The sequence below is a fragment of the Streptosporangium sp. NPDC049078 genome (genome assembly GCF_040648855.1).
GTDB lineage: Bacteria > Actinomycetota > Actinomycetes > Streptosporangiales > Streptosporangiaceae > Streptosporangium.
Window position 1 is genome coordinate 232,363 of the sequence record NZ_JBEZEL010000004.1, and the last position, 24,741, is coordinate 257,103.

Below are 24,741 nucleotides of genomic sequence, written 5' to 3' on the forward strand. Positions count from 1 at the left end.
CGTCTCATGTCTTCGCCGGGGCGGCCCACCGCCCCGGCGAAAGCCGTCACCCGCCCCCGGCCGGGGCGGGGGCGGACGGGCCCCACCCGTCCGGGACGCTCCGGGGGCAGTCGAGGGCAGTCGAGGGCACTGCCGCCGGAACGCGGGTCCCCATCCCGCCCACACCACCGAACACGAGGGAAAGCACCACATGAGCACGCCGGGCGACATCGACGACCTCCTGCGGCATCTGGAACGCGAAGGTCTCGTCCTTCATCTCGGCATCGGTGACGCCACCGTGTGGTTCGCCGCCGAGTTCCGCGAGCGCATGATCGCCGAACGGCTCGCGATGCTGCCCGACGAGCCCCTGGTGAGCGTCGCCACGGCCGCCGCGGTGCTCAACGTCCCGCACTCCCACGTCATCGCCGAGGTGCGCGCCGCGACCCTCGCCGGCCACGACAACGGCCGGCAGATCCGGGTGCGGCGCGAGTCCCTGGTACGGCGCGTCACCGCCCTGGGCCTGACCGGGCCGGCTCCTTCCACCGAGTCCTCGGACCTCCCCGGCGACCCCGCGCGAGGGAACGCGTGTCCATAGGCCGGCCCTCAGCGCTCCAGGCGTACGGGATCGCTCGGCCCGCCGCGACGAACGAGCCAGGCTTCGGTGATGTGCGTGAACATCGCCCCGGCGGCGCCGCCGGGGTCGTGGGCGGCGATGTGCTCGTAAATACGGCGATGACCGAGGTTGGACGCCACGCACAGTGCCCGCTGGGGCTGGCCCATGTAGCGGGCGGTGTTGATGACCTGGCTCTCCAGTGCCCGCACCACGCCGCGGGCGATGCGGTTTCCGGACGCCTGCATGATCGTGTCGTGGAAGGCGCGGTCGTGGTCGGCGTAGGTGACATGATCGTCCACGAGCTCGTCCATCCGGTCCACCAGCGCACGCAGCCGATCGATGGTGTCCTGGTCCGCGAGGCGAGCGGCGAGGTTCGCCATGTCGGACTCCAGCACGCGCCGCGTGACGACGAGGTCGTCGAGGATCGCCAGGCTCTCGTCCTCGGCGATGGTCGCCGCGAGGACGAGTTCGTCGAGCATGTCCCACATCGTCGGCGAGGTGACTATGGTGCCGCTGCCCTGGCGGACCTGCACCAGCCCCTTCTCCTGAAGGATCTTCACCGCCTCGCGGATGACGGTCCGGCTCACCGAGAAGGTCTCGCAGAGGACCGGCTCGGCGGGCAGCGGTGTGCCGGGCGGGTGCGCTCCGCGAACGATGCGCTCCACCAGCTCCGCCGTGACCGCCCTGGCGAGGTTCGCCGGCCGTCGCACCCACGCCGGAGGGGACGCCAAGCTCAGGGGCGACTCCTGTGATGCCGTCATATCTCCTCCGGTGCCGCGGGCGGCGCCACATTTCAACATCAGTATATGTCACGCATATTGACGTCAGACGTCATACGAATTACGTTTCGCCTCAAACGAAGGCCGGGTGAGCCCGGCCACCCTCTGGAGAGTGAACAGCAATGAAGCAGCGAGCACTCTGGTCGGCCGTCCTGGCCGCGGGGCTGGTCTTGACCGGCTGCGGAAGCGCCACGCGACCCACGTCGTCGCCGAGCGAGTCCGGCAAGGTCACGAAACTCGTGGTCTGGGACTGGAAATCGGGTGAGGCGTCCGCCGCCAACTACATCCAGAAGGCGAAGGACGACTTCGCCAAGAAGCACCCGGACGTCACGGTCGAGTTCGTGGCCCAGCCCTTCGACCAGTACTACACCCTGCTGGGCTCGGCGATCCAGTCCAGCGCGGGGCCCGACGTCATGCTCTTCAACGGAGGCGGCCAGATCCGCGACCGCGTGGACGCGCTCCTTCCGCTCGACCAGTACGTGGCCGAGGACAAGCAGCGCCTGGCGGGCTGGGACGCGTTCAGCGAGGCAGGCAAGATCTACGCCGCGCCGCTGACGTTGCAGGGCCACCCGATCTACTACAACAAGACGCTGTACGAGAAGGCGGGACTCGACCCGGCGAGCCCCGCCACCACCTGGGACAAGTTCCTCGACGACTGCGCCACCATCAAGAAGGCGACCGGGGCCAGGTGCTTCGCGCTCGGCAACAAGGAGGGCGCCGGCATCCAGTTCTTCATGTCGGGCCTCGGCTCGGGCATCCTGACGGCACAGGAGTACGACGACTGGATCGCCGGGAAGCGCGTCTGGGACTCCCCCAACGTGAAGAAGATCTTCAAGCTGTGGAAGGACACCGGCGACGCGAAGCTGAACAACGACGGGGCCAACTCGACCGCGATGTTCAACGACGCCTTCACGATCTTCAACTCCGGCAAGGCCGCCCACATCATCGGCCTGATGTCCGACATCGGGCACTGGAAGGACTTCAGCGAGTTCCTGGGGGCCGACAAGCTCGGCGTCATGCCCGCTCCGGTCGTCACCGACGGGGTGACCCCGAGCCTCGCCTACGACGGTGGCATCGGCTACGGCGTCGCGAAGTGGGCGAAGGACCCCAAGCTCGCCGCCGACCTGGTGCGGTCGCTGACCACCACCGACGCCCTCACCTCCTTCTACTCCGACGCCGGCGCGATCGCGTCCGACACCACGATCGACGTCTCGCAGGCCCCCGCGGCCGTCGGCACGCTCGTCTCCCAGCTCAAGGAAGGCAAGCCCGCGCTGCATGTCGCGCTGTCCTCCAAGACCCTGGACCTGATGGGAAGGCTTTCCCAGCAGCTCCTGAGCGGCTCGGCGACCGTCGACGAGGTAGTGGAGCAGCTGGCCGCCTCGGATCGGGCGAGCTGATCTCGTGCCGGTCAGAGATTCTTCGCCGTCTGCCCGCCCGGTCGGTTCCGGGCGGGCAGGCGGTGCGGGCGGAACGAGGGAAGCAGAGCAGCGGGCACGCCGCGCCGACGCCGGGATCGTTTCCCGGCCGCCCTCCCGCTCGTTGCGCTCCGAGCGCCTCGCGCCTTACGTCCTGGTGGCTCCTGCCCTACTGATCATCGTGGCCCTGCGGCTGTGGCCGCTGCTGCTGGGCGTCAACTTCTCCTTCACCGGCGACGGTGAGCGCAACGGGGCGATGGTCGGCTTCGACAACTACCTGGAGATGTTCCAGGACGCGACGTTCCAGAGCGCGCTGCGCAATGTCTTGCTGCTGGTGCTGCTGCTTCCCGTCGCGGTGGCCATCCCCGGGCTGCTCGCGACGTTCATCTACCTGCGCGTTCCCGGGCACCGGGTCTTCCGCAGCGTCTACTTCTTCCCTGCCGTGCTCTCCCCGGTGATCGTCGGTGCGATCTTCAACCTGATGCTCGCCTTCGACGGCCCGCTGAACTCCGTCCTCGCGACGATCGGCCTCGGCCCGGTCGACTGGCTCGGCGATCCGGACGTCGCCATGTTCGCGGTGGTCGGCGTGCAGATCTGGGCGACGTTCGGGATGGCCCTGGTGGTGTTCCTCGCCGGATTCGCCACCCTGGACTCCGCGCTCCTGGACGCGGCCAGGATGGACGGCGCGTCGCTCCCGCAGACCATCTGGCACGTGATCATCCCGGGCCTGACCCGCACCATTCAGTTCGTCTTCGTGACCACGATGATCGGGATGCTGACATCCATGTTCGGCCTGCTGTACGTCATGACCAGCGGCGGCCCGGAGGGGTCCACCTACCTGCCGGAGTACTACGTCTGGATCCAGCAGGGACAGATGAACCGCCCGGCGCTCGCCTCGGCCGCGTCGACGGTCCTCTTCCTCATCATGCTCGTGGTGGGGCTCCTGCAGATCAGCGTGCTCCGCCGCGCAGGGAGGCAGGACTGATGCTCGGCAAGAGACTGATCAGGTGGGTGCTCGCCGTTCCGATGGCGCTCCTCGCGCTGGCGACGATCTACCCCCTCGTGTTCACCGTCAACGTCGCCCTGAAGACCCGGCGTGAGTACGTCCTCGACCGCTTCGCCCTGACGACCTCCCTGCAGTGGGAGAACATCGTCACGGCGTGGACCAGCGTCGGCATGGCACGATACTTCGCCAACTCGCTCATCGTGGTGACGATCTCGGTGGTCCTGCTGCTCCTCTTCGGGTCGATGGCGGGCTTCGCGCTGAGCCAGCTGCGGTTTCGCGGTTCCAAGGTGCTTTTCCTCGGCTGTCTCGCGGCGCTGCTCATCCCGTTTCAGGTGATCATGGTGCCGCTCGCGCGGGTCATGGCCGACAGCGGCCTCATCGACACCTACCCGGGGTTGATCCTCGCCTACGTCGCACAGTTCCTGCCGTTCACCATCTTCCTGATGACGAGTTACTACAAGACCATCCCGGCGGAGATCGTCGACGCGGCGAGGATCGACGGGAACACCACGTACGGCGTCTACCGGCGGATCATGCTGCCCATGGGCACTCCGGCGCTGCTGTCGGTCGGCATTCTCAACACGCTGTTCTGCTGGAACGACGTGCTCATCGCCCTGCTGATGATGCCGTCGGCCGACCACCGCACCCTCATGGTCGGGGTCACCTCGCTGCGTGGACAGTACTCCGACAACATCCCCACCTTCGCCTCCGGGGTGCTGATCGCCGCCGTCCCCATGTTGATGATCTATCTCTTTCTCCAGCGCCAGATCGCCGACGGGGTCACCGCCGGTTCCACGAAGGGCTGACATGCGTATTTCGGGGTATCGCACTTTGACGACGGTCCAGGAATGGGACCGTCCTGTCGGTGATTCCAACGGCCTCTACGCCGACGGCGTCGTTCCGGTGTCCATCGTCATGGTGGACACCGACGAGGGGATCACCGGTGTCGGCATCGGACCTCACGTGGAGATCGACGGCGTCTTCGCCGCCATCGAGGGCGAGGACCCGCGCGGTGTGGCGGCGCTGTACGACCGCATGCTGCGGCAGACCTTCAAGGCGGGCCACGCGGGCGCGGTGTTCGGGACCATCGGCGCCATGGACACCGCCCTGTGGGACATCAAGGCGAAGATCGCCGGCGAACCGCTCTGGCGTCTGCTGGGCGGGCGCGACAGGCGGGTCCCCGCCTACGCCTCCGGCCTGGACATCGGCCTGACCGACGACGAGCTCGTCTCGGCCTACGAGGTCTACGCCCGGTACGGCCTGCGGGCCGCCAAGATCAAGGGCGGCCTCGACATCGAGCGGGACAGGCACCGCCTGACGCTGGTGCAGGAGGTCCTGACCGAGGCCGGGCACGGAAGGCGGCCGGGCCTGATGCTCGACGTGAACGAGTCGTGGTCGCGCAAACAGGCGATCCGGCACGTCTGCGAGCTGGAGCGCACCCTGGATCTCACCTGGATCGAGGAGCCCGTCCGGCGGTGGGACGCCGAGGGCCATGCCACCGTCGGCAGGGGGATCCGCGCGTCGGTCGCCACCGGGGAGAACCTCACCGGACTTGAGCAGTATCGCCCGCTGCTGGCCGCGGGAGCCGTCGACATCGTGCAGACGGCCGCGGTCTGGGGTGTCTCCCATTTCCTGCGGGTGTCGGCCCTGGCTCACGCCCACGATCTGCCGGTCAGCCCGATCGGCAACATCCCGATCGGCCTGCTGCACGCCGCGACCTCGGTGCCGAACCACATCGCCAGCGAGTTGCAGGACCTGCGTCCGCCACTGGGGGTGTCCGTCGACCTGCACGTCGAGGACGGCGCGTTCCACCTCGGGGACTCACCCGGCCTGGGCGTCACGGTCGACGAGGACGTCATCAGGGGGTTCACCCACCGGCCGGGGACCCTGACGGCCGACGGCCCCGGCGTCCGCCCCGAGCAGGCCGGACGCCGGCTGCTCTCGGTGACCGATCACGATCAGGTCGCGCAGCAGCGCCTGCTCGCCCCCCTGGCCGTGGACCTGCGCGACCGAACGCCGAGATAGCCCTCACCGTTCGACACCAAACGCCCACGTCGTGTCCCCGGGCCGGATGAGCGTCCCGGGCCGGAGGAAAGGAACGCGCGTGCGTTCGTCGTTCGTGCCACACAGACGCGCCTCGGCCCCGGCGCAGACCTCACGGGCCGGCCACACGATCGTGGTCGCGCCCACCGGGGCCGAGAACGCCGACGACGGCGGCCCCGGCACCACGAGTCGGCCACTGGCGACCCTGTGGGAGGCACGGCGGCGGGCGCGCGAGGCGGCGGCCGAGGGCGACCGCGACGTCGTCGTCCTGCTCCTGGACGGGATCCACCGGCTGCTCTCGCCGCTGCGCCTGGACGCCGCCGACTCCGGGCGCGGCGGGCACACCGTGACCTGGAGGGCGGCGCGCGGGGCCAGGCCCGTACTGAGCGGCGCCCGGCCCGTCACCGGCTGGGAACCCGACGACCCCGACGACCCCGACGACCCCGCCACGGGCGTCTACCGGGCCCGGGTCGGCACCGGATTCGACACCCGGCAGCTCTACGTCGACGGGGTCCTCGCGCGCCGCGCGCGGATCAGGCTGGCCCCCGGCGACATCACGCCGACCGCGACCGGTTTCACCGTCGACAACCCCGACCTCGCCTACCTGGCCACCCTGCCCGACCAGGGTCGCATCGAACTGCAGGCGATGCTGACGTTCACCAACCGGTTCGCGCCGCTGCGGAGCGTCTCCGGATCGACGGTCGTCATGCAACAGCCCGCCTGGGACAACAACACCTACGGCTACGACACCGTCCAGGCTCCGTTCCGCACCCCGACGTTCTTCCTGCTCAACTCCAGGAGTTTCCTGACCGAGCCCGGCGAGTGGTACCTGGACCCGGCGACGGGGACGCTCTACTACAAACCGCTCCCGGGGCAGGACATCTCGCGCGCGCGGGTGGAGCTGCCGCGGCTGGAATCGCTGCTCCAGGTCGGCGGCACCTACGACGAGCCCGCCCGCAACCTGCGATTCGAGGGCCTCACCTTCACCGGCACCACGTGGCTGCGTCCCGGTTCGTCCGACGGGTACGCCAACCAGCAGACCGGCGTGTTCATCAGCGGCGTCCAGCCCCGCCGACCGGCCGACGCGTTCACCTCGTGCTCCGTCGGCTGCACGGGACTCGAGGCGTCTCGTAACGACTGGGCACAGGCGCCCGCGGCGGTGCAGGTGTCGGCGGCCGACGACATCGGGTTCCTCGACAGCACCTTCGTCAACCTCGGTTCCGTCGGGCTCGGCATCGGCAACGACGCGGGCGCCCATGCCACCGGCGTGGGGCTGGGCGCGCACCGGGTCTCGGTGGTGGGGAGCACGTTCACCGCGAGTGCCGGCGGCGGGATCGTGGTCGGCGGCGTGCGCCCCGACGCGCACCATCCGTCCGATCCCCGTATGGTCAACAGCGACATCGTGATCAGCGACAACCGCGTCCACGCGACCGCGCTCGAATACCTGGACCAGGCCGCGATTCTCGCCACCTACGTCACGCGGCTGACCATCGAGCACAACCACGTCTCCGAGATGCCCTACATCGGCATCGGCGTCGGTTACGGCTGGGGCGCCAACGACGCGGGCGGCAGCCCCGACTACGTCGATCGCGGGCTTTACCGCTTCCAGCCGGTCCACGACACGCCCACGACTCTGAGTGACGTCCACATCGTGGGCAACCACGTGCGCGACGTGGTGCGGACGATGTACGCCGCCGGCTGCATCTACGCGCTCTCGGCGATACCCCGCGGCCGCGTCGAGGAGAACTTCTGCGAGAACAGCGGCCAGTACGGCCTGTACTTCGACGAGGGTGCCCGGTACCTGAGCGTGCGCCGCAACGTGTTCGCCGACACCGCGGAGCAGTGGGCGCACGCCAACAACGGCGTCGCCAACCACACCGGTGATCTCACCCTGGTCGGGAACTACACCACCAACCCCGCCGTCACCGGCATCGCCGACGGCGACCGCGGCAACGTCGTCCGCGGCAACGTCGTCGTCACCGACGGCAACCTCCCGATCGAGGCCAGCCGGGTGATCTACGAAGCGGGTCCCGCCGGGCCGTACCGCGGCGCCCCCGACCCGCGGCGTCCCCCGGCCGGCGCCTTCCTGTCGGCCGATCCGGTCACCGTGGGGGCCGGTGGTTCGACGATCGTCACCGTCACGGCGGAGAACCTGGGCGAGCGTCCGGCCACCGGCCTGGCCGTCTCGATCGCCGCCTTGCGGGGCTGGAGGGCCGAACGCGCCGGCGAACCGGTGAGAGACGTGCTCGCCCCCGGCGACTCGGCCACCGAGACCTGGAAGGTCACGGCACCCGGGTCGTTCGCGTCCCCGGCCGATCGCGCGCAGATCAAGGCGTCGGTGATGTTCCGAGCGGGTGAGACCGAGTACGTCCTGAACAGGTCGCTCACGCTGACCGCGCCCGTCCCGTCACGAGGAGACGGAACGCCGGCCTGACGTCCCGGAGGCCGACGCGCCAAGCCTCCGGGACACCAGGCCGATCCAAGGGTCGACGGCTCACCCTCGGCAGGCCCGGGTCCGGTGAACCCGGGACCGCCGTGGTGCTTTTCCTGTCGAGGCCACGCGGGCGACCTCGCGCGCGGGGGGCCACGCGACCGCTCAGGGGCGAAGCGGCTCGATGTTCAGGACTCCGGAGCGGAAGACCGCCACGTCGACCTGGGCGCCGTGGAAGCCCGCCTCGCGTACGGCGGGGACCAGGCCCGGCAGGCCTGAGGCCCGGGGCAGCAGGTCGGCGTCCAACTCCACCCGCGCCCGGTCGCCGAGGTCGCGCACCCGCAGGTCGGTGACCGTCAGGCCGGCTCCGGCCAGCAGGCGGCGCACCGCCCGCTCGGCCGTCTCGACGCGGTGCAGCCTGGCCGGTGTCACCTCCACGCCGTAGGCCACCCGGCTGGCCAGGCAGGGCGCGGCCGGCTTGTCCCAGACGGTCAGGTCCCATGCCTTGCAGGCCCACCGTACCTCGGCCTTGGTCAAGCCGGCGTCCCGCAGCGGGGCGAGCACCCCGCGCTCGTCGGCGGCCCTGATCCCCGGCCGGAACGGGTCGGCGGCGTCGTCGGCGTTGGTGCCGGTGGCGACGTGCGCGAAGCCGTGGTCGGCCGCCACCCGGCCGATCACGTCGAGCACCTCCGACTTGCAGAAGTAGCAGCGGTCACGGCCGTTCGCCCGGTAGCCGGGGTTCGCCGTCTCGGCGGTGCCGGGCAGCAGGTGCCGTACGCCGAGCGAGAGCGCGAACCGCCGTGCCGCGTCGAGTTCCTCGGCCGCCAGGCTGTCGGAGACCGCCGTCACCGCCAGGACTCTGTCGGCGACTCTGCCGGACCCTACCGAGCGGACCGCCGCCGCCAGCACCAGCGCGGAGTCGACCCCGCCGGAGAAGGCGACGGCGAGCGAGGGCAGGGCCGCCAGCCGGTCGAGCAGCGTGGCGATCTTGGCGTCGAGGGCCGTCATCGTGTTCCTTTCCGCGTGGTGACCTCCGCCTTGAGGTGCGGTGAGGAGGTCAACCTGGGCTCTCGTGCGTGGGGGGCCGCTCGTGGGCCAGTCGCAGCGCCCTGGCGGCCGTCTCACGCAGGGACAGGCCGAGGGCGGCCGAGGCCGCGGCCACGTCGTCGTGTTCGGGTTTGGCCGAGTGGGGTCCGTGCTTGACCCGTACGCGATGGCCCTCCAGGTCGACCTCGGTGATGTGCCGGGGCAGGGCCGTGCGCTCGACCTCGACCTCGCGCACGCCGAGCGCGCCGGTCTCGGCGAGGATCAGTTCGCGCAGGGCGGGGAGGGCGGGACGGCGGCACAGCAGGTGCAGTACGTGCGCCGGTCGTCCCTTCTTCATGGTGGCCGGGGTGGCCCAGGCGTCCAGGGCGCCGGCGTCGAGGGCTCGCGCGATCGTGTGCCCGAGCACCTCGCCGGTGACGTCGTCCAGGTTGGTCTCCAGGACGACGAGGGGTTCGGTGCCGGTGTCGCGGGCGGGCTCGGCGACGGTGACGGCGACGATGTTGGGACGGTCGGGGAGTTTCCTGGTGCCCGCGCCGTAGCCGGTCGCCATCGGGGTCATCGCCGGCGGCGGGGTGTATCGCGCTCGCATGGCGCGCAGCAGCGCCGCCCCCGTGGGGGTCACGGTCTCGCCCGGCAGGTCGCTGCCGGTCACCAGCGCCCCTCGCAGCAGGGCGGCGGTCGCGGGAGCCGGTACGGGCAGTACGCCGTGGCGGGTGGTCACCGTGCCGGTGCCCAGCGGGATCGGGGCGCAGTGCACGGTGTCGACGCCGAGCAGGTGCAGCGCGGCGGCCACGCCGACGATGTCCACGAGCGCGTCGTGGCCGCCCAGCTCGTGCAGGTGCACCCGGCCGGGGTCGGTGCCGTGGATACGGCCCTCCGCCTCCGCGATCGCCCGCAGCGCGTCGCCGGCGAGGGCGGCGACCGGTTCGGGCCGGGCGGCCCCGGCCATCGCGATCAGTTCGGCGGCCCGTCGCTCGGTCGCCGTGTCGGTGACCGTGACCCGTACCCGGGTCGCCGCCAGGCCGTGGCTGAGGGCCCGCTCGGCGGTCAGCTCCCAGCCGGTGAGGCCGGTCGATCCCACCGCCGCGCGGATGCCCTCCAGCGGCGCCCCGGCGTCGATGAGCGCCGCCAGCAGCATGTCGCCGGCGAGCCCGGTGAACGGGTTGACCCAGCAGATCACGGCCGTCCCCCGGGCCGCGCCGCCTCCACGCCGGCCGGGGTGGGCGGGGGTGGTGACAGGGTGCGGCGGGTGGCGGTGTGGGCGAGGCGGTGGGCCGCCATGGCGGCGCCGAAGCCGGAGTCGATGTTGACGACGGTGAGGCCGGCGGCGCACGAGGACAGCATCGCCAGCAGGGCGGTGACGCCCTCCAGGGCCGCGCCGTACCCGACGGAGGTGGGCACGGCGATCACCGGCGCCGCCACGAGACCTCCGACGGCGCTGGCGAGCGCGCCTTCCATGCCCGCCACGACGATCACCGCGTCGGCCGCGCGGAGCCGCTCGGTCTCGGCGAGCAGCCGGTGGATGCCCGCGACGCCCACGTCGCGGATCACGGTGACGGCGAGGCCGAGCGCCCGGGCCACGGCCGCGGCCTCGGCCGCCACCGGCCCGTCGGAGGTACCCGCCGTGACGACCGCGACCGCGAAGGTTCCGGGTGCGGCCGGCCGCCATGCCAGCAGCCGCGCCGCCGGGTCGTGGGACCCGCCGGGCACGGCCGCGAGGACGGTCCGGGCGTCGGCCTCCTCGACCCGGGTGGCCAGCACCGGGCCGGCGTTGCGGGCGAGCAGGGCGGACGCGATCGCGGCGATCTCCCCGGCGGTCTTGCCGGGCCCGTAGACCACCTCCGGCGTTCCCTGACGGGCCTCCCGGTCCACGTCGACCCGGGCGAAGCCCAGGTCCACCACGCGCTCGCTCACGCCCGGCCGCCGGCCAGGTACGGGATGGTCTGCGGCCCCTCGGGGAGCACGCACACCCGGGCGCCGGGGCCGGCGGCGGCCAGCGCCTGGATCACCGTGGCCTCGATGTCGTCGGTCTGTTCCAGGTGGGCGGTCGCCAGGTCGGCGTCGCCGAGGTAGGAGGTGTGCATCACCACCCGGGCGCCGGCCTGGATGCGTGCCTGGATCTGCACCTGCCACTGGTCGGGGACGGTCACCGGCCTGGCGGCGATCGCGTCGAGCAGCGCCTGCGGGGAGGGCTCGGAGGCGAGCACCTCGCGGTAGGAGCCGTGGTCGGGGAAGCCGTCGCGGCACTCGGCCGCGCAGACGATCACGCCACCCGGCCTGACCACCTGGAACGCCGCCGACATGCCCTTGACCGCCTGGTAGAGGTTCTGGTCGAGTGGGTAGCCGGAGTTGGTGGTGACCACCACGTCGAAGGGCGCCTCGACCTCCCGCATCGCGACCCGGCGGGCGGCGGCGGTGGCGGCGGCGTGCATGGGCAGGATGTCGCCGCCGAACGCCGCCGCGATGTCCTTGTCCCGGTTGAGGATCACGTCGAGGGCGAAGGTCACCCCGGTGGCCTCGGCGATCGCCCGCACGTCGTCGTGCACGGGGTTGCCCTCGATCACCCCCCAGGTGGCCCGGGGGTCGCCGATGCGCGCGGCGTCGTGCAGGGTGAGGACGGTCTCCAGCGCGGCCAGGCCGGGGGCGACGAGTTTGGGGCCGCCGGAGAAGCCCGCGAAGAAGTGTGGCTCCACGAAACCGGTGGTGATCCGCACGTCGGCCTCGACCCAGGCGGTGTTCAGCCACACCGGTACGTCCTTGCCGAAGCGGCCGAGGTAGGTGAGCGAGCCGGGGTCGCGGGCGTCGTGGTTGACGATACGCACGGAGTCCACGACCGCGTCGCCGAACATCGCGCGCAGTTCGGCCTCGGTGTTGCCGCGGTGGGTGCCGGTCGCCACCAGGATGGTCACGTCGTCGAGGTCGACGACGCCGTCGAGTTCGTCGAGGATCGCCGGGATCATCAGGTGCCGCGGCTGGGGACGGGTGCCGTCGCAGGCCGAGATGGCGACGGTCTGTCCCGGCCGTACCCTCTCGCGCAGCGGCGGCCCGGCCACCGGATCGCGCAGGGCCGCCCGCAGCACGCCCATCTGGTCGGGCGCGGCCTCGTGGTGTACGGGGGTGACCACCGTGGTGGCCGTGTCCGGCAGTTCGACCGTGAGGCCGGTCTCCCCGTAGGCCAGGCGTATCTTCACCGTGTCTCCCTCGTCTCCCTCTCCCCCGTGTCTCCCCCGAGATCCTGCCAGAGCCCGTCGGCGAGGCCGCTGCCGGGCGGTGCCTGATCACCGTCGGCCTCGCTCGGGGAGTTCTCGACGTCTTCGAGCACCGAGCGGATCCACGTCTCGGTCGTGCCGATGTGCATCAGCGCCGCCGCCTGGGCGAGCGTCGCGTCGCCGGCGGCGAGGGCGTTGTAGATCGCCTCGTGCTCGGCGACGGTCTTGTGCGAGCTGCCGGCCTCGACCGTGCCGCGCCACACCCGCATCCGCAGGGTGTGGCCGGAGATCCCGTCGAGCAGGGTGGAGAGCGTCTCGTTGCCTGTCGCCCGCACCACGGCGCGGTGGAAGGCGGCGTCGTGGTGGATCAGCTTCTCCACGTCGTCGCTCGCCTCGCGCATCGCGGCCAGGTGCTCGCCGATCTCGGCGAGCTGGGCGGCGGAGATCCTGGACGCGGCCAGTGCGGTCGCCGCGGGCTCCAGCATCCGCCGCACCTGGACGATCTCCAGCAGGGTGTCGTCGCGCAGCAGCTCGACGGCGAGTCCCAGCCCTTCCAGCAGCAGCCTCGGCTCCAGGCTGGTGACGTAGGTGCCGTCGCCGCGCCGCACGTCGAGCACCCTGGCCACGACGAGTGCCTTGACCGCCTCGCGCAACGGGTTGCGGGAGACGCCGAGCTGGGCGGCGAGCTGGTGTTCCGGGGGAAGCCGCGACCCCGGGGGCAGCTCCCCCGACTGGACGAGCGCCCGGATGCGGGAGATCGCCTCGTCGGTCAGGGACACGGGCGCGACCTCCGGTCGTGGAGTCGCTCGATCGATACGCAGGTCACCGCCGGAACATAACAGACATCCCATGTTCACGCGAGAGCCGGATTCCCGGGGAGCGGACACGGGCCACATGACGCACGACAAGGCACCAAATATCGGACTTTTGTGCAACGTTCACGGTATTTCGCCGGAAGGTCTAGACACATCACGTCAGGAGGATTACAAAGACATCCCATGTCCATGTGGTGAAGATCTCTTCATCTTCCGGAAACATCCACTGGAGGTAGACCTTCGTGCGCACGCATCACCGGAGCGGGACCCCGTGACGGAGCTGATCACCGCGGTCGAGGCCCACGACATCCGCTTCCCCACCTCTCGGCACCTCGACGGTTCCGACGCCATGAACCCCGAGCCCGACTACTCCGCCGCCTACGTGATCGTGCGGACCGACGGCGGGCAGGAGGGGCACGCGCTCGCCTTCACCGTCGGGCGCGGCAACGAGATCGCCGTCGCCGCCGTGGAGTCGCTGGCGCCGCTGGTCACCGGACGGCCGGTCTCCGAGGTGCTCGGCGATCTCGGCGGGGTGTCGCGCCGGCTCACCGGCGACAGCCAGCTACGCTGGCTCGGCCCGGAGAAGGGCGTCATCCACATGGCGGCCGGGGCCGTGCTCAACGCTCTGTGGGACCTTCGGGCGCGCAGGGAGGGCAAGCCGCTGTGGCGGCTGCTGGCGGAACTGTCCCCCGAGGAGATCGTCGACGTCGTCGACTTCCGCTACCTGGAGGACGCGCTCACCCGCGAAGAGGCGCTGGCCATCCTGCGCGCCGCCGAGCCCGGCCGCGCCGAGCGCCAGGCACGCCTGCTCGCCGAGGGCTATCCGGCCTACACCACCACCCCCGGCTGGCTCGGCTACACCGACGACAAGCTGGTCCGGCTGTCCAAGGAGGCGGTCGCCGACGGGTTCGGCCTGATCAAGCTGAAGGTCGGCGCCGACCCCGCCGAGGATGTCCGGCGCGTACGCCTGGCGCGCGAGGCGGTCGGCCCCGAGGTGCGCATCGCCGTGGACGCCAACCAGGCCTGGAGCGTCGGCCAGGCGATCGAGCGGATGGCCGCCCTCGCCGAGTTCGACGTGTACTGGATCGAGGAGCCCACCTCCCCCGACGACGTGCTCGGCCATGCCGCCATCCGTGAGCGGGTCGCGCCCGTCAAGGTCGCCACCGGCGAGCACGGCCACAACCGGGTGATGTTCAAGCAGTTCCTGCAGGCGGGCGCGATCGACATCCTGCAGCTCGACGCGGCGAGGGTCGCCGGGGTCAACGAGAACATCGCCATCCTGCTGCTCGCCGCCAAGTTCGGTGTGCCGGTGTGCCCGCACGCGGGCGGCGTCGGACTGTGCGAGATGGTCCAGCACCTGTCGATGTTCGACTACGTGGCCGTCACCGGCACCACCGAGAACCGCGTCATCGAGTACATCGACCACCTTCACGAGCACTTCACCGACCCTGTGGTGATCGAGGACGGCCGATACGTCGTCCCCGTCAAGCCGGGTGGAGGTGCCGAGATGCGTCCGGCGTCCCGCGCCGAGTACGCCTACCCGCACGGCCCCCAGTGGGCAGCCGACGCCACGGGGGTGGCGTGATGGGTGCCTTCGACGATTCCACGGTTTCGGCCACCGGCACCAACCTGGTCGCGGACGACGACATGGACGAACTCCGTCCGCGACCCAGCACATGAAAGGAACAACCATGAGACGAGGACTCGCTCTGGGAACGGCCATCGCCCTCGCGGTCGGTCTGACCAGCGCGTGCGGGGGCGACGCGGACTCAGGAACGACAGCCACCGCCCCGGCAGACAGCAAGCCGGTCGTCGGGGTGGACTACCCCCGCTCCGACACCGACTTCTGGAACTCCTTCATCAAGTACGTCCCCCAGTTCGGCGCCGAGAACGGCCTCGACCTGAAGACCTCCAACTCGCAGAACGACATCGCCAAGCTCACCTCCAACGTGCAGAGCCTCGTCAGCCAGGGCGTCAAGGGCCTGGTGCTCGCGCCGCAGGACACCGCGGCCGTGGCCCCCACCCTCCAGCAGCTCACCGCCAAGAAGATCCCCGTCGTCATGGTCGACACCCGCCCCGAGCAGGGTGACGCCTACATGGTGGTGCGTGCCGACAACCGGGCCTACGGGGAGAAGGCGTGCAAGTTCCTCGGCGAGAAGCTGTCGGGCAAGGGCAAGGTCGTGATGCTCCAGGGCGACCTCGCCTCCATCAACGGCCGCGACCGCACCGAGGCGTTCAACGACTGTATGAAGGCCGACTACCCCGGCATCACGGTGTTCGGTGAGGCCACCAACTGGGACGGCGCCATCGCCTCGCAGAAGCTCCAGACGCAGCTCACCGCCAACCCCGACATCAAGGGCGTCTACATGCAGTCGAGCTTCGCCCTGGCGGGCACCCTCCAGCTGCTCAAGCAGCGCAACCTGCTCGTTCCCCCGAGCGACCCCAAGCACGTCTTCGTCGTCTCCAACGACGGCATCCCTCAGGAGCTGAAGGAGATCGCCGCCGGCAACATCGACGCGACCGTCTCACAGCCGGCCGACCAGTACGCCAAGTACGCGCTGGAGTACACCAAGGCCGCCATCGAGGGCAAGACCTTCCAGCCCGGCCCGACCGACCACGACAGCACCATCATCCAGGTGCGCCCCGGTCTGCTGGAGGACCAGCTGTCGGCGCCCCTGGTCACCGCCGACGGCGGCACCTACGGAGACGTCCCGAGTGTCAAGTCGGACGACTCCTCGCTATGGGGCAACAACCTTGGCGGCTGACCAGACGACCACACCCCTCGTCGAGGCGGTTGGCGTCACCAAGAGGTACGGCGAGACCGTCGCGCTCGACCGTGCCGGGATCCGGATCATGCCCGGCCGGACCCACGCCCTGGTCGGCCGTAACGGGGCCGGGAAGTCCACCCTGGTCTCGATCCTCACCGGGCTCCAGTCCCCCGACGAGGGCGAGGTACGGTTCGGCGGCGAACCCGCCCCGCGCCTCGCCGACCGTGACGCCTGGCGGCAGCGGGTGGCCTGCGTCTACCAGAAGTCCACGATCATCCCCGAGCTGACCGTGGCGGAGAACCTCTACCTGAACCGTCACGACCTGAACAGGTTCGGGCTGGTCCGCTGGGACGCGCTGCGGCGCAAGGCGGCCGCGCTGCTCGCCACCTGGTCGGTGGACGTCGACGTGCGCCTGCCGGCCGGCGAGCTGGACGTCGAGCAGCGGCAGTTCGTGGAGATCGCCCGCGCGCTGTCCTTCGGCGCCCGGTTCATCATCCTCGACGAACCGACCGCCCAGCTCGACGCCGCCGCCATCGCCCGGTTGTTCACCCGCATCCGCGCCCTGCAGGAACAGGGGGTGACCTTCCTGTTCATCAGCCACCACCTGCAGGAGATCTACGAGATCTGCGACACGGTCACGGTCTTCCGTGACGCCAAGCACATCCTGACCACCACGGTGGCCGACCTGACGCACACCGAACTGGTGGCGGCGATGGCGGGAGAGGCGACCGGCCTGACCACGGCATCGCCCAGGGCGGCGGTGCCCGCCGACGCCGGTGTCGCGCTGGAGGTGCGCGACCTGTCCTACGGCGACGCCTACCGGGAGATCGGCTTCCGGGTCCGGGCCGGCGAGATCGTCGGCCTGGCCGGCGCGGCGGGCAGCGGCCGGACCGAACTGGCCGAGACCGTCGCCGGGCTGCGCGCGGCCGATTCGGGCACGATCGAGATCGCCGGACGTCGTCCCCGTCCCGGCAGCGTGCCCGACGCGCTCGCCGCGGGTGTCGGCTTCGTCCCCCGCGACCGGCATCACCAGGGGTTCGTCGCGATGATGTCGATCGCCGACAACGCCACCATGACCGTCCCCGAACAGCTCGGCGAGGCCGGTCTGATCAGCGGCAGGCGGCGCGACCGGCTCGCCAGGGTCCTGATCGACAACTTGGCGATCAAGACTCCCGGCCCCGACCTGCCCGTGATGGGCCTGTCGGGCGGCAACCAGCAGAAGGTCGTGATGGCCAGGGCGCTCGCCTCCGACCCCCGGGTGCTCGTGCTGATCACCCCCACCGCGGGGGTGGACGTGAAGTCCAAGGAGTTCCTGCTCGGCAAGGTCGAGGAGACCGCCGAGAAAGGGAGCGGTGTGGTGATCGCCTCCGACGAACTCGACGACCTGCGGCTGTGCGACCGGCTGCTGGTGATGTTCCAGGGCCGTCTCGTCGCGGAGATGGCCTCCGGATGGCACGACCACGACGTGGTGGCGGCCATGGAAGGAGTCCGGCTCGATGCCCTCGACGCCTGAGAAAACCCGCACGCCCGCGCCGGAGAGCGCCGCCCCCCAGCGGGAACGCCCCCGGGTGCGGCTCGCCAGGCTGCGTGACCTCGCGCTGATCCCCGCGATCATCGTGATCGCCGTTGTCGGCCAGATCGTCCACCCGATCTTCCTGCAGGGCGACAACCTGATCAACATCCTGCAGACCATGTCGGAGATCTCGCTGCTGGTCATGGCGCAGACGCTCGTCCTGGTCGCCGGCAAGATGGACCTCTCGCTGGAGTCGACGTTCGGTCTCGCGCCGGGCGTGGCCGCCTGGCTGACCGTCGCGGTCGGCTCGGGCGCCGGGCTCGGCGTGCTGTCGGGCGCCTGGTCGATCCCGATCACCCTCGCCGTCGGTGTGCTGATCGGCGCGATCAACGCCCTGCTCATCGTGCGGTTCGGGCTCAACGGCTTCATCGTCACCCTCGGCATGCTGATCGTGCTGCGCGGCCTGCTCACCGGCATCTCCGGCGGCCAGACCTTCTTCAACCTGCCGCCGTCGATGCTCTACCTCGGCTCGGCCCTGTGGTTCGGGGTGCCCGCCTCGATCTGGCTGTGCCTGCTGCTGTTCGCCGTCGGCATCGTGCTGCTCGGCTTCACCCGCTACGGCCGCGCCCTGTACGCCCTCGGCGGGAACGTGGACGCGGCCAAGGCGGCCGGCATCCGCACCGACCGGGTGCTGTGGACCGCCCTGGTGGGCGCCAGCCTGCTCGCCGCGCTCGGGGGCCTGCTGCTGTCGGGGCGCCTCGCCTCGGTGGCCGCCGCGCAGGGCGACGGCGCCATCTTCACCGTGTTCGCCGCGGCCGTGATCGGCGGCGTCAGCCTCAACGGCGGCAAGGGCACGATGTTCGGCGCCTTCACCGGCATCCTCCTGCTCTACATGATCCAGAACGTCCTCACCCTGGCCGGCGTGCCCGCCCAGTGGATCCAGGCCCTCAACGGCGCCATCATCCTCATCGCCCTCATCCTCTCCCGTCTCACAGGAGGCAAAGTCCAGGACTAGCTCGTCTCAGGTACCTCTTTCCCGTTCCTCCGCCATGGCGCCCTTCCGGGCGCCATACCCCCTGACCGATTGGAACGAAATGTCCGAGCACCCCCTGACACGCAGACGACTGATGCAGATCGGAACGGTCGGAGCAGGCTCCATGCTGTTACCGATGCCGTGGACGGCGGCCGCCCAGGCCGCCTCGGCCCCGCCCCCGGCGGTGGTCGCCGCGAACGACATGGCGCTCTGGTACAACCAGAGCGCCGGCACCGACTGGCTCCGCGCACTCCCGATCGGCAACGGCCGCCTGGGTGCGATGGTGTTCGGCAACGTCGACGTCGAGCGTCTGCAGCTCAACGAGGACACCATCTGGGCCGGTGGCCCCTACGACCAGAGCAACACCAGAGGCGCGGCGGCGCTGGCGCAGATCAGGCAGCTGGTCTTCCAGAACCAGTGGAGCCAGGCGCAGACCCTGATCGACCAGAACATGCTCGGCAGCCCCGCGGGGCAGCTCGCCTACCAGCTCGCCGGCAACCTGCGGCTCACCTTCGGCAACACGAGCGGGGTCTCCGAGTACAACCGCTACCTGGACCTGACCACGGCCACCACCATGGTGTCGTACCTGAAAGGCGGCATCCGCTACCAGCGCGAGACGTTCGCGAGCGCACCCGACCAGGTCATCGCCCTGCGCCTCACCGCCGACAGGCCCGGCTCGATCACGTTCTCCGCGACGTTCGACAGCCCTCAGCGCACGACGCGCACCAGCCCGGACGGCACGTCCGTGGGGCTCGACGGCATCTCGGGCAACATGGAGGGCAAGACCGGCGCGGTCCGGTTCCTCGGGCTGGCCCGCGCCGTCGCCGAAGGCGGCACCGTCACCAGCAGCGGCGGCACGCTACAGGTGACCGGGGCCAACAGCGTGACGGTGCTGATCTCCATCGGCACCAGTTACGTCAACTACCAGAACGTCGGCGGCGACTACCAGGGCATCGCGCGGCGGCACCTCGACGCGGCCGTCCCCAGGTCCTACAGCGACCTGCGCAGCCGGCACGTCGCCGACTACCAGCGGCTGTTCTCGCGCACGACGCTCGACCTCGGCCGCACCTCGGCGGCCGACCAGCCGACCGACGTGCGGATCTCGCAGCACTCGAACACCAACGACCCGCAGCTGTCGGCCCTGCTGTTCCAGTTCGGCCGATATCTGCTGATCTCCTCCTCGCGTCCGGGCACCCAGCCGGCCAACCTGCAGGGCATCTGGAACGACTCGCTGAGCCCGTCGTGGGATTCCAAGTACACCATCAACGCCAACCTGCCGATGAACTACTGGCCGGCCGACAGCACGAACCTGTCGGAGTGCTACGAGCCGGTGTTCAAGATGATCAACGACCTCACGGTCACCGGCGCCCGCACGGCCCGGGTGCAGTACAACGCCGGCGGCTGGGTCACCCACCACAACACCGACGGGTGGCGGGCCACCTCGGTGGTCGACGGCGCGTTCTGGGGCATGTGGCAGACCGGCGGCGCGTGGCTGGCCACCATGATCTGGGACCACTACAACTTCACCGGTGACGTCGACTTCCTGCGGGAGTACTACCCGGCGATGAAGGGGGCCGCGCAGTTCTTCCTCGACACCCTCGTGGAGGAGCCGGCCCTCAGGTATCTGGTCACCAACCCGTCGAACTCCCCGGAACTGGCCCACCACTCGGGTGTCAGCGTGTGCGCGGGCCCCACGATGGACAACCAGATCCTGCGGGACCTGTTCGACGGCTGCGCCAAGGCGAGCCAGGTGCTGGGCGTCGACGCCGACTTCCGTACGCGGGTCCTGGCGACCAGGGACCGGCTCCCTCCGATGAAGGTCGGCTCGCGCGGCAACATCCAGGAGTGGCTGTACGACTGGGTCGAGACCGAGCCCAACCACCGGCACGTCTCCCACCTGTACGGCCTGCACCCCAGCAACCAGATCACCAAACGCGGCACCCCCTCCCTGTACACCGCCGCGCGGCGGACCCTCGAACTGCGCGGTGACGACGGGACCGGCTGGTCGCTCGCCTGGAAGATCAACTACTGGGCGCGGATGGAGGAGGGCAACCGGGCGCAGAACCTGATCCGCCTGCTGGTGACGCCGGCCAGGCTCGCGCCGAACATGTTCGACCTGCACCCGCCGTTCCAGATCGACGGCAACTTCGGCGCCACCTCCGGCATCGCCGAGATGCTGCTGCAGAGCCACAACGGCGAACTGCACGTGCTGCCGGCACTGCCCTCGGCCTGGCCGAGCGGGAAGGTGCAGGGGCTTCGGGGACGCGGCGGCTACACCGTGGACATCACCTGGGCCTCCGGCCTGGCGGGCGAGATCCTCGTCAAGTTCGACCACGACGGCACGGTGAACGTGCGCAGCCAGTCGCTCACCGGGACCTACCAGGTGGTCGACACCGCGACCAACGGTGCCGTCACCGTCACCAGCCCGGAGGCCGGCGTCATCAGGCTGACCGGCCAGGCCGGTCGCACCTACCGCGTGACGGCGTCCGGCACGCCGCAGCAGCCGACGGGCTATGTGCGGATCACCAACGGCACCACCGGCCTGGCACTGGACAGCGGCGGCAACGTCGCCTCCGGATCGAACCTCAAGCAGTGGAACGCCTCCGACGGCAGCACCAACCTGCAGTGGCAGCTGGTCGACCTCGGCGGCGGCTGGTACCGCATCGTCAACCGCACCAACGGCATGGTCATCGACAGCTGGGGCAACACCGCCAACGGCGCCAACGCCAGACAGGCCGCCTGGACCGGCAACAACAACCAGCAGTGGCGCCTCAACAGCGTGGGCAACGGCCGCCAGCAGATCATCAACCGCGGCACCAACACCGCCCTCGACGGCATGGGCAACAGCACCGCCGGCTCCACCGTCGCCATGTGGGCCCCCAACAACAGCACCAACAACCAGTGGACCATCACGAACGTGTGAGGTCGCCGACCTGATCACCATGCGCTTCGCCGCGACCGTCCACCGGTCGCGGCGAAGCCCGCCCCGGTGCGTACCGAAGGGGCGGCCGGAACGCCGTCGAGCCCGGAGGGGCTGGACGCGACCCCGACCGGCCCGGCCGCCGTGACCGGCGCCTTTCCCTGAACTCCTCGTCCGCGGGCCCGGCAGGCAACGGGTAGATCTTTCTGCGTCCTGTGTCAAATGTAACCCTCGGACGGTTACAGTTCCCGCGTGCGTTTCATCCCTTTTGTCATGATTTCTGCTGCTCTCGCGACGATCACCGCCTCCCCGGCACGGGCGATCACGAATGGTTCGCCCGACCTGACCGTTCACCCGCAGGTGGGAGCGATCATCGGCGACATGCCCAACGATGACGGCACATGGTCCTACTGCACCGGCACGCTCATCTCGCCGACCGTCTTCCTCACCGCCGCCCACTGCGCGGAACCGGGGCAGAAGAGCGCCCAGGTCTCCTTCTCCAGTCGCTACCGGCCGGGAGACAAGATCTACACCGGTCGCTACGTCCCCGACTCGCGCTACCGGGACGAGTCCGATCTTCATGACATGGCCGTCGTCGTCTTCGACGCGGCGATCCCCGGCATCACGCCCGCCAGGTTGCCCACCGAGGGACTGCTCGACCGCCTCAAGGCCGACAAGACCCTGAAGACGACGAGATTCACCCCGGTCGGGTACGGCGCCATGGCCTCGGTCAAGGTCAAGCACAGGACACGGCTGACCTACACCGACACCCGCTACCAGGCGTCCATCTCCTTCGAGGCCCTCACCCGCGACTGGCTCAAACTGTCACTGGACCCCTCCAAGGGCGACGGCAGCACCTGCTTCGGCGACTCCGGCGGCCCGAACTTCCTGGGGGGACCCACCTCGGACCTGCTCGTGGCCACGACCATCAGCGGGGAGGACGAGGCGTGCAAGAAGATCAACTACGACTATCGCCTGGACACCCCGGCGGCCCGGAGTTTCCTCAAGAGGTTCGTCACGCTCCCCTGAACGGGTGATCGCCCCGGCGCGAAAGCCGCTCCGAGCGGACTTTCACCGCAGGACCGGACCCGTACCGCGCGGGACCGGGCCAACCCGCCGCCGACAGCACCCCGGCCCGTGACATTCGCGGGCCGATGAGACCCGGTGAGACCCGGTAAGACCCGTCCACCGCGACCCGCTCGGCAGGCAGTTCATGCCGCGACGTCCGATTGCTGAATTATTCATCTTGGCCGGCATGAAAGATGCACGCGCTTTTGATGATTGATGCTCTGGCCGCCCTTGGCCTGCGACCACATAATTGATTTACACCCGGAACAATTATGTCGACGCCAAGGAGAGTGAAAATTGTCGGCCAAGACCATGCTTCTCCTGTCGGCAGGCGTTCGTATTCGCCCACGATCCACGGACGGCTGCTGAGCACCGACAGCGGCTCGCCCGGCCGCGTGCCGTTGAGACGGTTGTGCTCGAAACAGCCACTCGGGTCATCGGTCGTCACGAGAACATGCGGGCCTAAATCGACGCCGAGAATAGCTTAATCCGTGCCAGGAGACAGGAGAAAGAAATCATGGACTCTCAGGTTAAGAAGCCACCACCACTGCTTCTTTTGTGCCTCGCCCAGTTCATGCTGACGCTCGACTTCGCGATCGTGAACGTCGCGCTGCCATGGATCAAGACCGACCTGTCCTTCACCTCCGGCGCCCTGCCCTGGGTCGTCGGAGCGTACGCGCTGTTCTACGGCGGCTTCCTGCTGCTCGGCGGGCGCGTGGGCGACATCATCGGCCGCAAGCGCATGTTCGTGTGGGGCCTCGCGATCTTCACGATCGCCTCCCTGGTGGGCGGTTTCGCGACCTCCTCCATCGTGCTCATCGCCGCCCGTGCCCTGCAGGGCTTCTCGGCCGCGGCGGTGGCTCCGGCCGTGCTGGCGATGATCGGTGCGGGCTTCCCCGAGGGGGAGGCGCGGGCCAAGGCCATGGGCGTGTTCGGCGCCGTGTCCTCGGTGGGCTTCGCCGGTGGCGTGCTCGCCGGCGGTGTGCTGACCGAGATCTTCGGCTGGCGTGCCGTCATGTTCATCAACGTCCCGGTCGGCATCGCGATGGTCGTGCGCGCCGCGATCCGCCTCGACGACGACAGCGTGTCGACGCGCTCCTCGCGCATCGACGTCCCCGGCGCCATCCTGGTGACCGCGAGCATGTGCGCGATCGCCTACGCCCTCACCATCGCCTCCGACGAGGGCTGGGGCAGCGCCGGTGTGCTGACCCCGCTGATCGCGGGAGCCGCGCTGCTCGTCGTGTTCCTCTTCGTGCAGACCCGCGTGTCCGCGCCGCTGGTGCCGCTCTCGATCTTCCGTAACCGCGGGGTGACGGGCGGCAACCTGGTCGCGTTCCTGTCGGGTGGCGTCATGTCCATCTCGACCTTCTTCATCACGCTCTACATGCAGCAGGTCCTGGGCTTCTCGGCCATCCTCACCGGGCTCGCGTTCTTCCCGCAGGCCCTCGTGGTCGTACTGGCGTCGCTGCCGGTGGCGAAGACGACCGCGCGGATCGGAGCCCGGCCGGTGCTGGTCGTCGGCGCCCTCTTCCTGGTCGTCGGCTCGCTGGTGCTGGCGCTCGCGCCCGCCGACGGCTCGTTCCTGCTGAACGTGCTGCCCGGAGGCGTCCTGCTCGGCGTCGGTGTGACGGTCATGATGATCAGCACCGCGGTGGCGGCCACGTCCGGTGTGGCCGGTGCCCAGATGGGCCTCGCGTCGGGTCTCTACAACTCGAACCGCCAGCTCGGGGTCGGGCTGTGCCTCGGCGTCGCGGTGGCGGTGGCCTCGCTCGTCGGCGGGACGGGACAGGGCATCTCCGTCGACGGGATCCAGACGGCGTTCTGGCTCTCCACCGCGCTCTCCGTGGTGATCGTGATCATCTCCGCGACCGTTCTTCCGGCGGTGCGCAGGCCGGCTCCCGCCGCTCCCGCGGCCTCCGTCCCGGAGGCCAGGTCCGCCTCCGTGGCCGGCGCCTAGCCTTCGGCGGGTCTTCGGCGGGTCTTCACAGGGAGAGGGCCGGTCCCGGCGCACGCCGGGACCGCACCAGGCTGTCGATCCGGCCCGTCGTGACTCCCGTCTCCCAGACGACCATGAGCCGGTCCTCGACTCCCGGAACCCCGTT

The 24,741-nt window shown here is 70.1% G+C and carries 19 protein-coding genes; 13 read left to right on the forward strand and 6 right to left on the reverse strand.

The window, feature by feature from the left end; all coding sequences use genetic code 11:
• Positions 1-190 precede the first annotated feature (190 nt).
• Positions 191-574, forward strand: coding sequence for a hypothetical protein (locus AB0B90_RS08150; RefSeq protein WP_350946302.1), 384 nt, complete (start codon positions 191-193; stop codon positions 572-574).
• A gap of 8 nt (positions 575-582) precedes the next feature.
• On the opposite strand, the gene AB0B90_RS08155 is transcribed toward AB0B90_RS08150, so the two are convergent.
• Positions 583-1,353, reverse strand: a complete 771-nt coding sequence (locus AB0B90_RS08155; RefSeq protein ID WP_350946303.1) for a FadR/GntR family transcriptional regulator — start codon at positions 1,351-1,353, stop codon at positions 583-585.
• 140 nt (positions 1,354-1,493) lie between these two features.
• Here AB0B90_RS08155 and AB0B90_RS08160 point away from each other — a divergent pair, with 140 nt between their 5' ends.
• The 5 genes from AB0B90_RS08160 (at position 1,494) to AB0B90_RS08180 (ending at position 8,269) form a co-directional block, all read left to right on the forward strand.
• Entirely contained in the window at positions 1,494-2,768 is a 1,275-nt protein-coding gene (locus AB0B90_RS08160) for an extracellular solute-binding protein (protein WP_350946304.1), read from the forward strand.
• A gap of 175 nt (positions 2,769-2,943) precedes the next feature.
• Positions 2,944-3,771: a sugar ABC transporter permease gene (locus AB0B90_RS08165; protein ID WP_362921571.1), complete on the forward strand. Its 828-nt coding sequence runs from the start codon at positions 2,944-2,946 to the stop codon at positions 3,769-3,771.
• Positions 3,771-4,598, forward strand: a complete 828-nt coding sequence (locus tag AB0B90_RS08170; RefSeq protein WP_350946306.1) for a carbohydrate ABC transporter permease — start codon at positions 3,771-3,773, stop codon at positions 4,596-4,598. Before AB0B90_RS08165 ends, AB0B90_RS08170 begins: the two co-directional genes overlap by 1 nt.
• Before the next feature lie 25 nt (positions 4,599-4,623).
• Positions 4,624-5,817 carry a mandelate racemase/muconate lactonizing enzyme family protein gene (locus tag AB0B90_RS08175; protein ID WP_350946307.1) on the forward strand — a complete coding sequence of 398 codons (1,194 nt, stop codon included), beginning with the start codon at positions 4,624-4,626 and terminating at the stop codon, positions 5,815-5,817.
• 79 nt (positions 5,818-5,896) lie between these two features.
• A complete protein-coding gene (locus tag AB0B90_RS08180; RefSeq protein WP_362921573.1) occupies positions 5,897-8,269 on the forward strand; it encodes an NEW3 domain-containing protein in 2,373 nt (790 codons plus the stop codon).
• Positions 8,270-8,431: 162 nt separating this feature from the next.
• On the opposite strand, the gene larE is transcribed toward AB0B90_RS08180, so the two are convergent.
• From larE to AB0B90_RS08205, 5 genes are read right to left on the reverse strand one after another with little or no spacing between them, the layout of a single operon-like run.
• Positions 8,432-9,274, reverse strand: a complete 843-nt coding sequence (gene larE, locus AB0B90_RS08185; protein WP_362921575.1) for an ATP-dependent sacrificial sulfur transferase LarE — start codon at positions 9,272-9,274, stop codon at positions 8,432-8,434.
• Between the two features lie 49 nt (positions 9,275-9,323).
• Positions 9,324-10,493: a nickel pincer cofactor biosynthesis protein LarC gene (gene larC / locus AB0B90_RS08190; protein WP_350946310.1), complete on the reverse strand. Its 1,170-nt coding sequence runs from the start codon at positions 10,491-10,493 to the stop codon at positions 9,324-9,326.
• Positions 10,490-11,227, reverse strand: coding sequence for a nickel pincer cofactor biosynthesis protein LarB (larB, locus tag AB0B90_RS08195; RefSeq protein ID WP_362921578.1), 738 nt, complete (start codon positions 11,225-11,227; stop codon positions 10,490-10,492). Before larB ends, larC begins: the two co-directional genes overlap by 4 nt.
• A complete protein-coding gene (larA, locus tag AB0B90_RS08200; protein ID WP_350946312.1) occupies positions 11,224-12,504 on the reverse strand; it encodes a nickel-dependent lactate racemase in 1,281 nt (426 codons plus the stop codon). The genes larB and larA overlap by 4 nt, the downstream gene beginning before the upstream one ends.
• Positions 12,501-13,301 carry a FadR/GntR family transcriptional regulator gene (locus AB0B90_RS08205; RefSeq protein ID WP_350946313.1) on the reverse strand — a complete coding sequence of 267 codons (801 nt, stop codon included), beginning with the start codon at positions 13,299-13,301 and terminating at the stop codon, positions 12,501-12,503. Before AB0B90_RS08205 ends, larA begins: the two co-directional genes overlap by 4 nt.
• A 307-nt stretch (positions 13,302-13,608) precedes the next feature.
• On the opposite strand from AB0B90_RS08205, the gene AB0B90_RS08210 reads away from it, so the two are divergent.
• From AB0B90_RS08210 to AB0B90_RS08240, 7 genes are all read left to right on the forward strand, one after another.
• Positions 13,609-14,922: an enolase C-terminal domain-like protein gene (locus AB0B90_RS08210; RefSeq protein ID WP_350946314.1), complete on the forward strand. Its 1,314-nt coding sequence runs from the start codon at positions 13,609-13,611 to the stop codon at positions 14,920-14,922.
• A 106-nt stretch (positions 14,923-15,028) separates the two neighbouring features.
• Positions 15,029-16,102 (forward strand): sugar ABC transporter substrate-binding protein, encoded by a 1,074-nt coding sequence (locus AB0B90_RS08215; RefSeq protein WP_362921581.1) that lies wholly within the window; start codon positions 15,029-15,031, stop codon positions 16,100-16,102.
• The gene (locus tag AB0B90_RS08220) at positions 16,092-17,618 is read left to right on the forward strand and encodes a sugar ABC transporter ATP-binding protein (protein WP_362921583.1); all 1,527 of its coding nucleotides are present in this window, start codon (positions 16,092-16,094) and stop codon (positions 17,616-17,618) included. The genes AB0B90_RS08215 and AB0B90_RS08220 overlap by 11 nt, the downstream gene beginning before the upstream one ends.
• A complete protein-coding gene (locus AB0B90_RS08225) occupies positions 17,602-18,633 on the forward strand; it encodes an ABC transporter permease (protein WP_350946317.1) in 1,032 nt (343 codons plus the stop codon). Before AB0B90_RS08220 ends, AB0B90_RS08225 begins: the two co-directional genes overlap by 17 nt.
• A gap of 142 nt (positions 18,634-18,775) precedes the next feature.
• Complete coding sequence (locus tag AB0B90_RS08230) at positions 18,776-21,574, forward strand: glycoside hydrolase N-terminal domain-containing protein (RefSeq protein WP_362921585.1); 2,799 nt, start codon at positions 18,776-18,778, stop codon at positions 21,572-21,574.
• 270 nt (positions 21,575-21,844) lie between these two features.
• The gene (locus tag AB0B90_RS08235) at positions 21,845-22,600 is read left to right on the forward strand and encodes a trypsin-like serine protease (protein ID WP_350946319.1); all 756 of its coding nucleotides are present in this window, start codon (positions 21,845-21,847) and stop codon (positions 22,598-22,600) included.
• 556 nt (positions 22,601-23,156) lie between these two features.
• Entirely contained in the window at positions 23,157-24,596 is a 1,440-nt protein-coding gene (locus AB0B90_RS08240) for an MFS transporter (protein ID WP_350946320.1), read from the forward strand.
• Positions 24,597-24,741 lie beyond the last annotated feature (145 nt).

What these genes read in the sequence shown, in the direction of transcription:
- AB0B90_RS08150 (WP_350946302.1), top strand. Translation starts at nt 191, where the DNA reads ATGAGCACGCCGGGCGACATCGACGACCTCCTGCGGCATCTGGAACGC.
- AB0B90_RS08225 (WP_350946317.1), top strand. Translation starts at nt 17,602, where the DNA reads ATGCCCTCGACGCCTGAGAAAACCCGCACGCCCGCGCCGGAGAGCGCC.
- AB0B90_RS08215 (WP_362921581.1), top strand. Translation starts at nt 15,029, where the DNA reads ATGAGACGAGGACTCGCTCTGGGAACGGCCATCGCCCTCGCGGTCGGT.
- larE (WP_362921575.1), bottom strand. Translation starts at nt 9,274, where the DNA reads ATGACGGCCCTCGACGCCAAGATCGCCACGCTGCTCGACCGGCTGGCG.
- AB0B90_RS08155 (WP_350946303.1), bottom strand. Translation starts at nt 1,353, where the DNA reads ATGACGGCATCACAGGAGTCGCCCCTGAGCTTGGCGTCCCCTCCGGCG.
- AB0B90_RS08170 (WP_350946306.1), top strand. Translation starts at nt 3,771, where the DNA reads ATGCTCGGCAAGAGACTGATCAGGTGGGTGCTCGCCGTTCCGATGGCG.
- AB0B90_RS08160 (WP_350946304.1), top strand. Translation starts at nt 1,494, where the DNA reads ATGAAGCAGCGAGCACTCTGGTCGGCCGTCCTGGCCGCGGGGCTGGTC.
- AB0B90_RS08235 (WP_350946319.1), top strand. Translation starts at nt 21,845, where the DNA reads ATGATTTCTGCTGCTCTCGCGACGATCACCGCCTCCCCGGCACGGGCG.
- AB0B90_RS08230 (WP_362921585.1), top strand. Translation starts at nt 18,776, where the DNA reads ATGCTGTTACCGATGCCGTGGACGGCGGCCGCCCAGGCCGCCTCGGCC.
- AB0B90_RS08240 (WP_350946320.1), top strand. Translation starts at nt 23,157, where the DNA reads ATGGACTCTCAGGTTAAGAAGCCACCACCACTGCTTCTTTTGTGCCTC.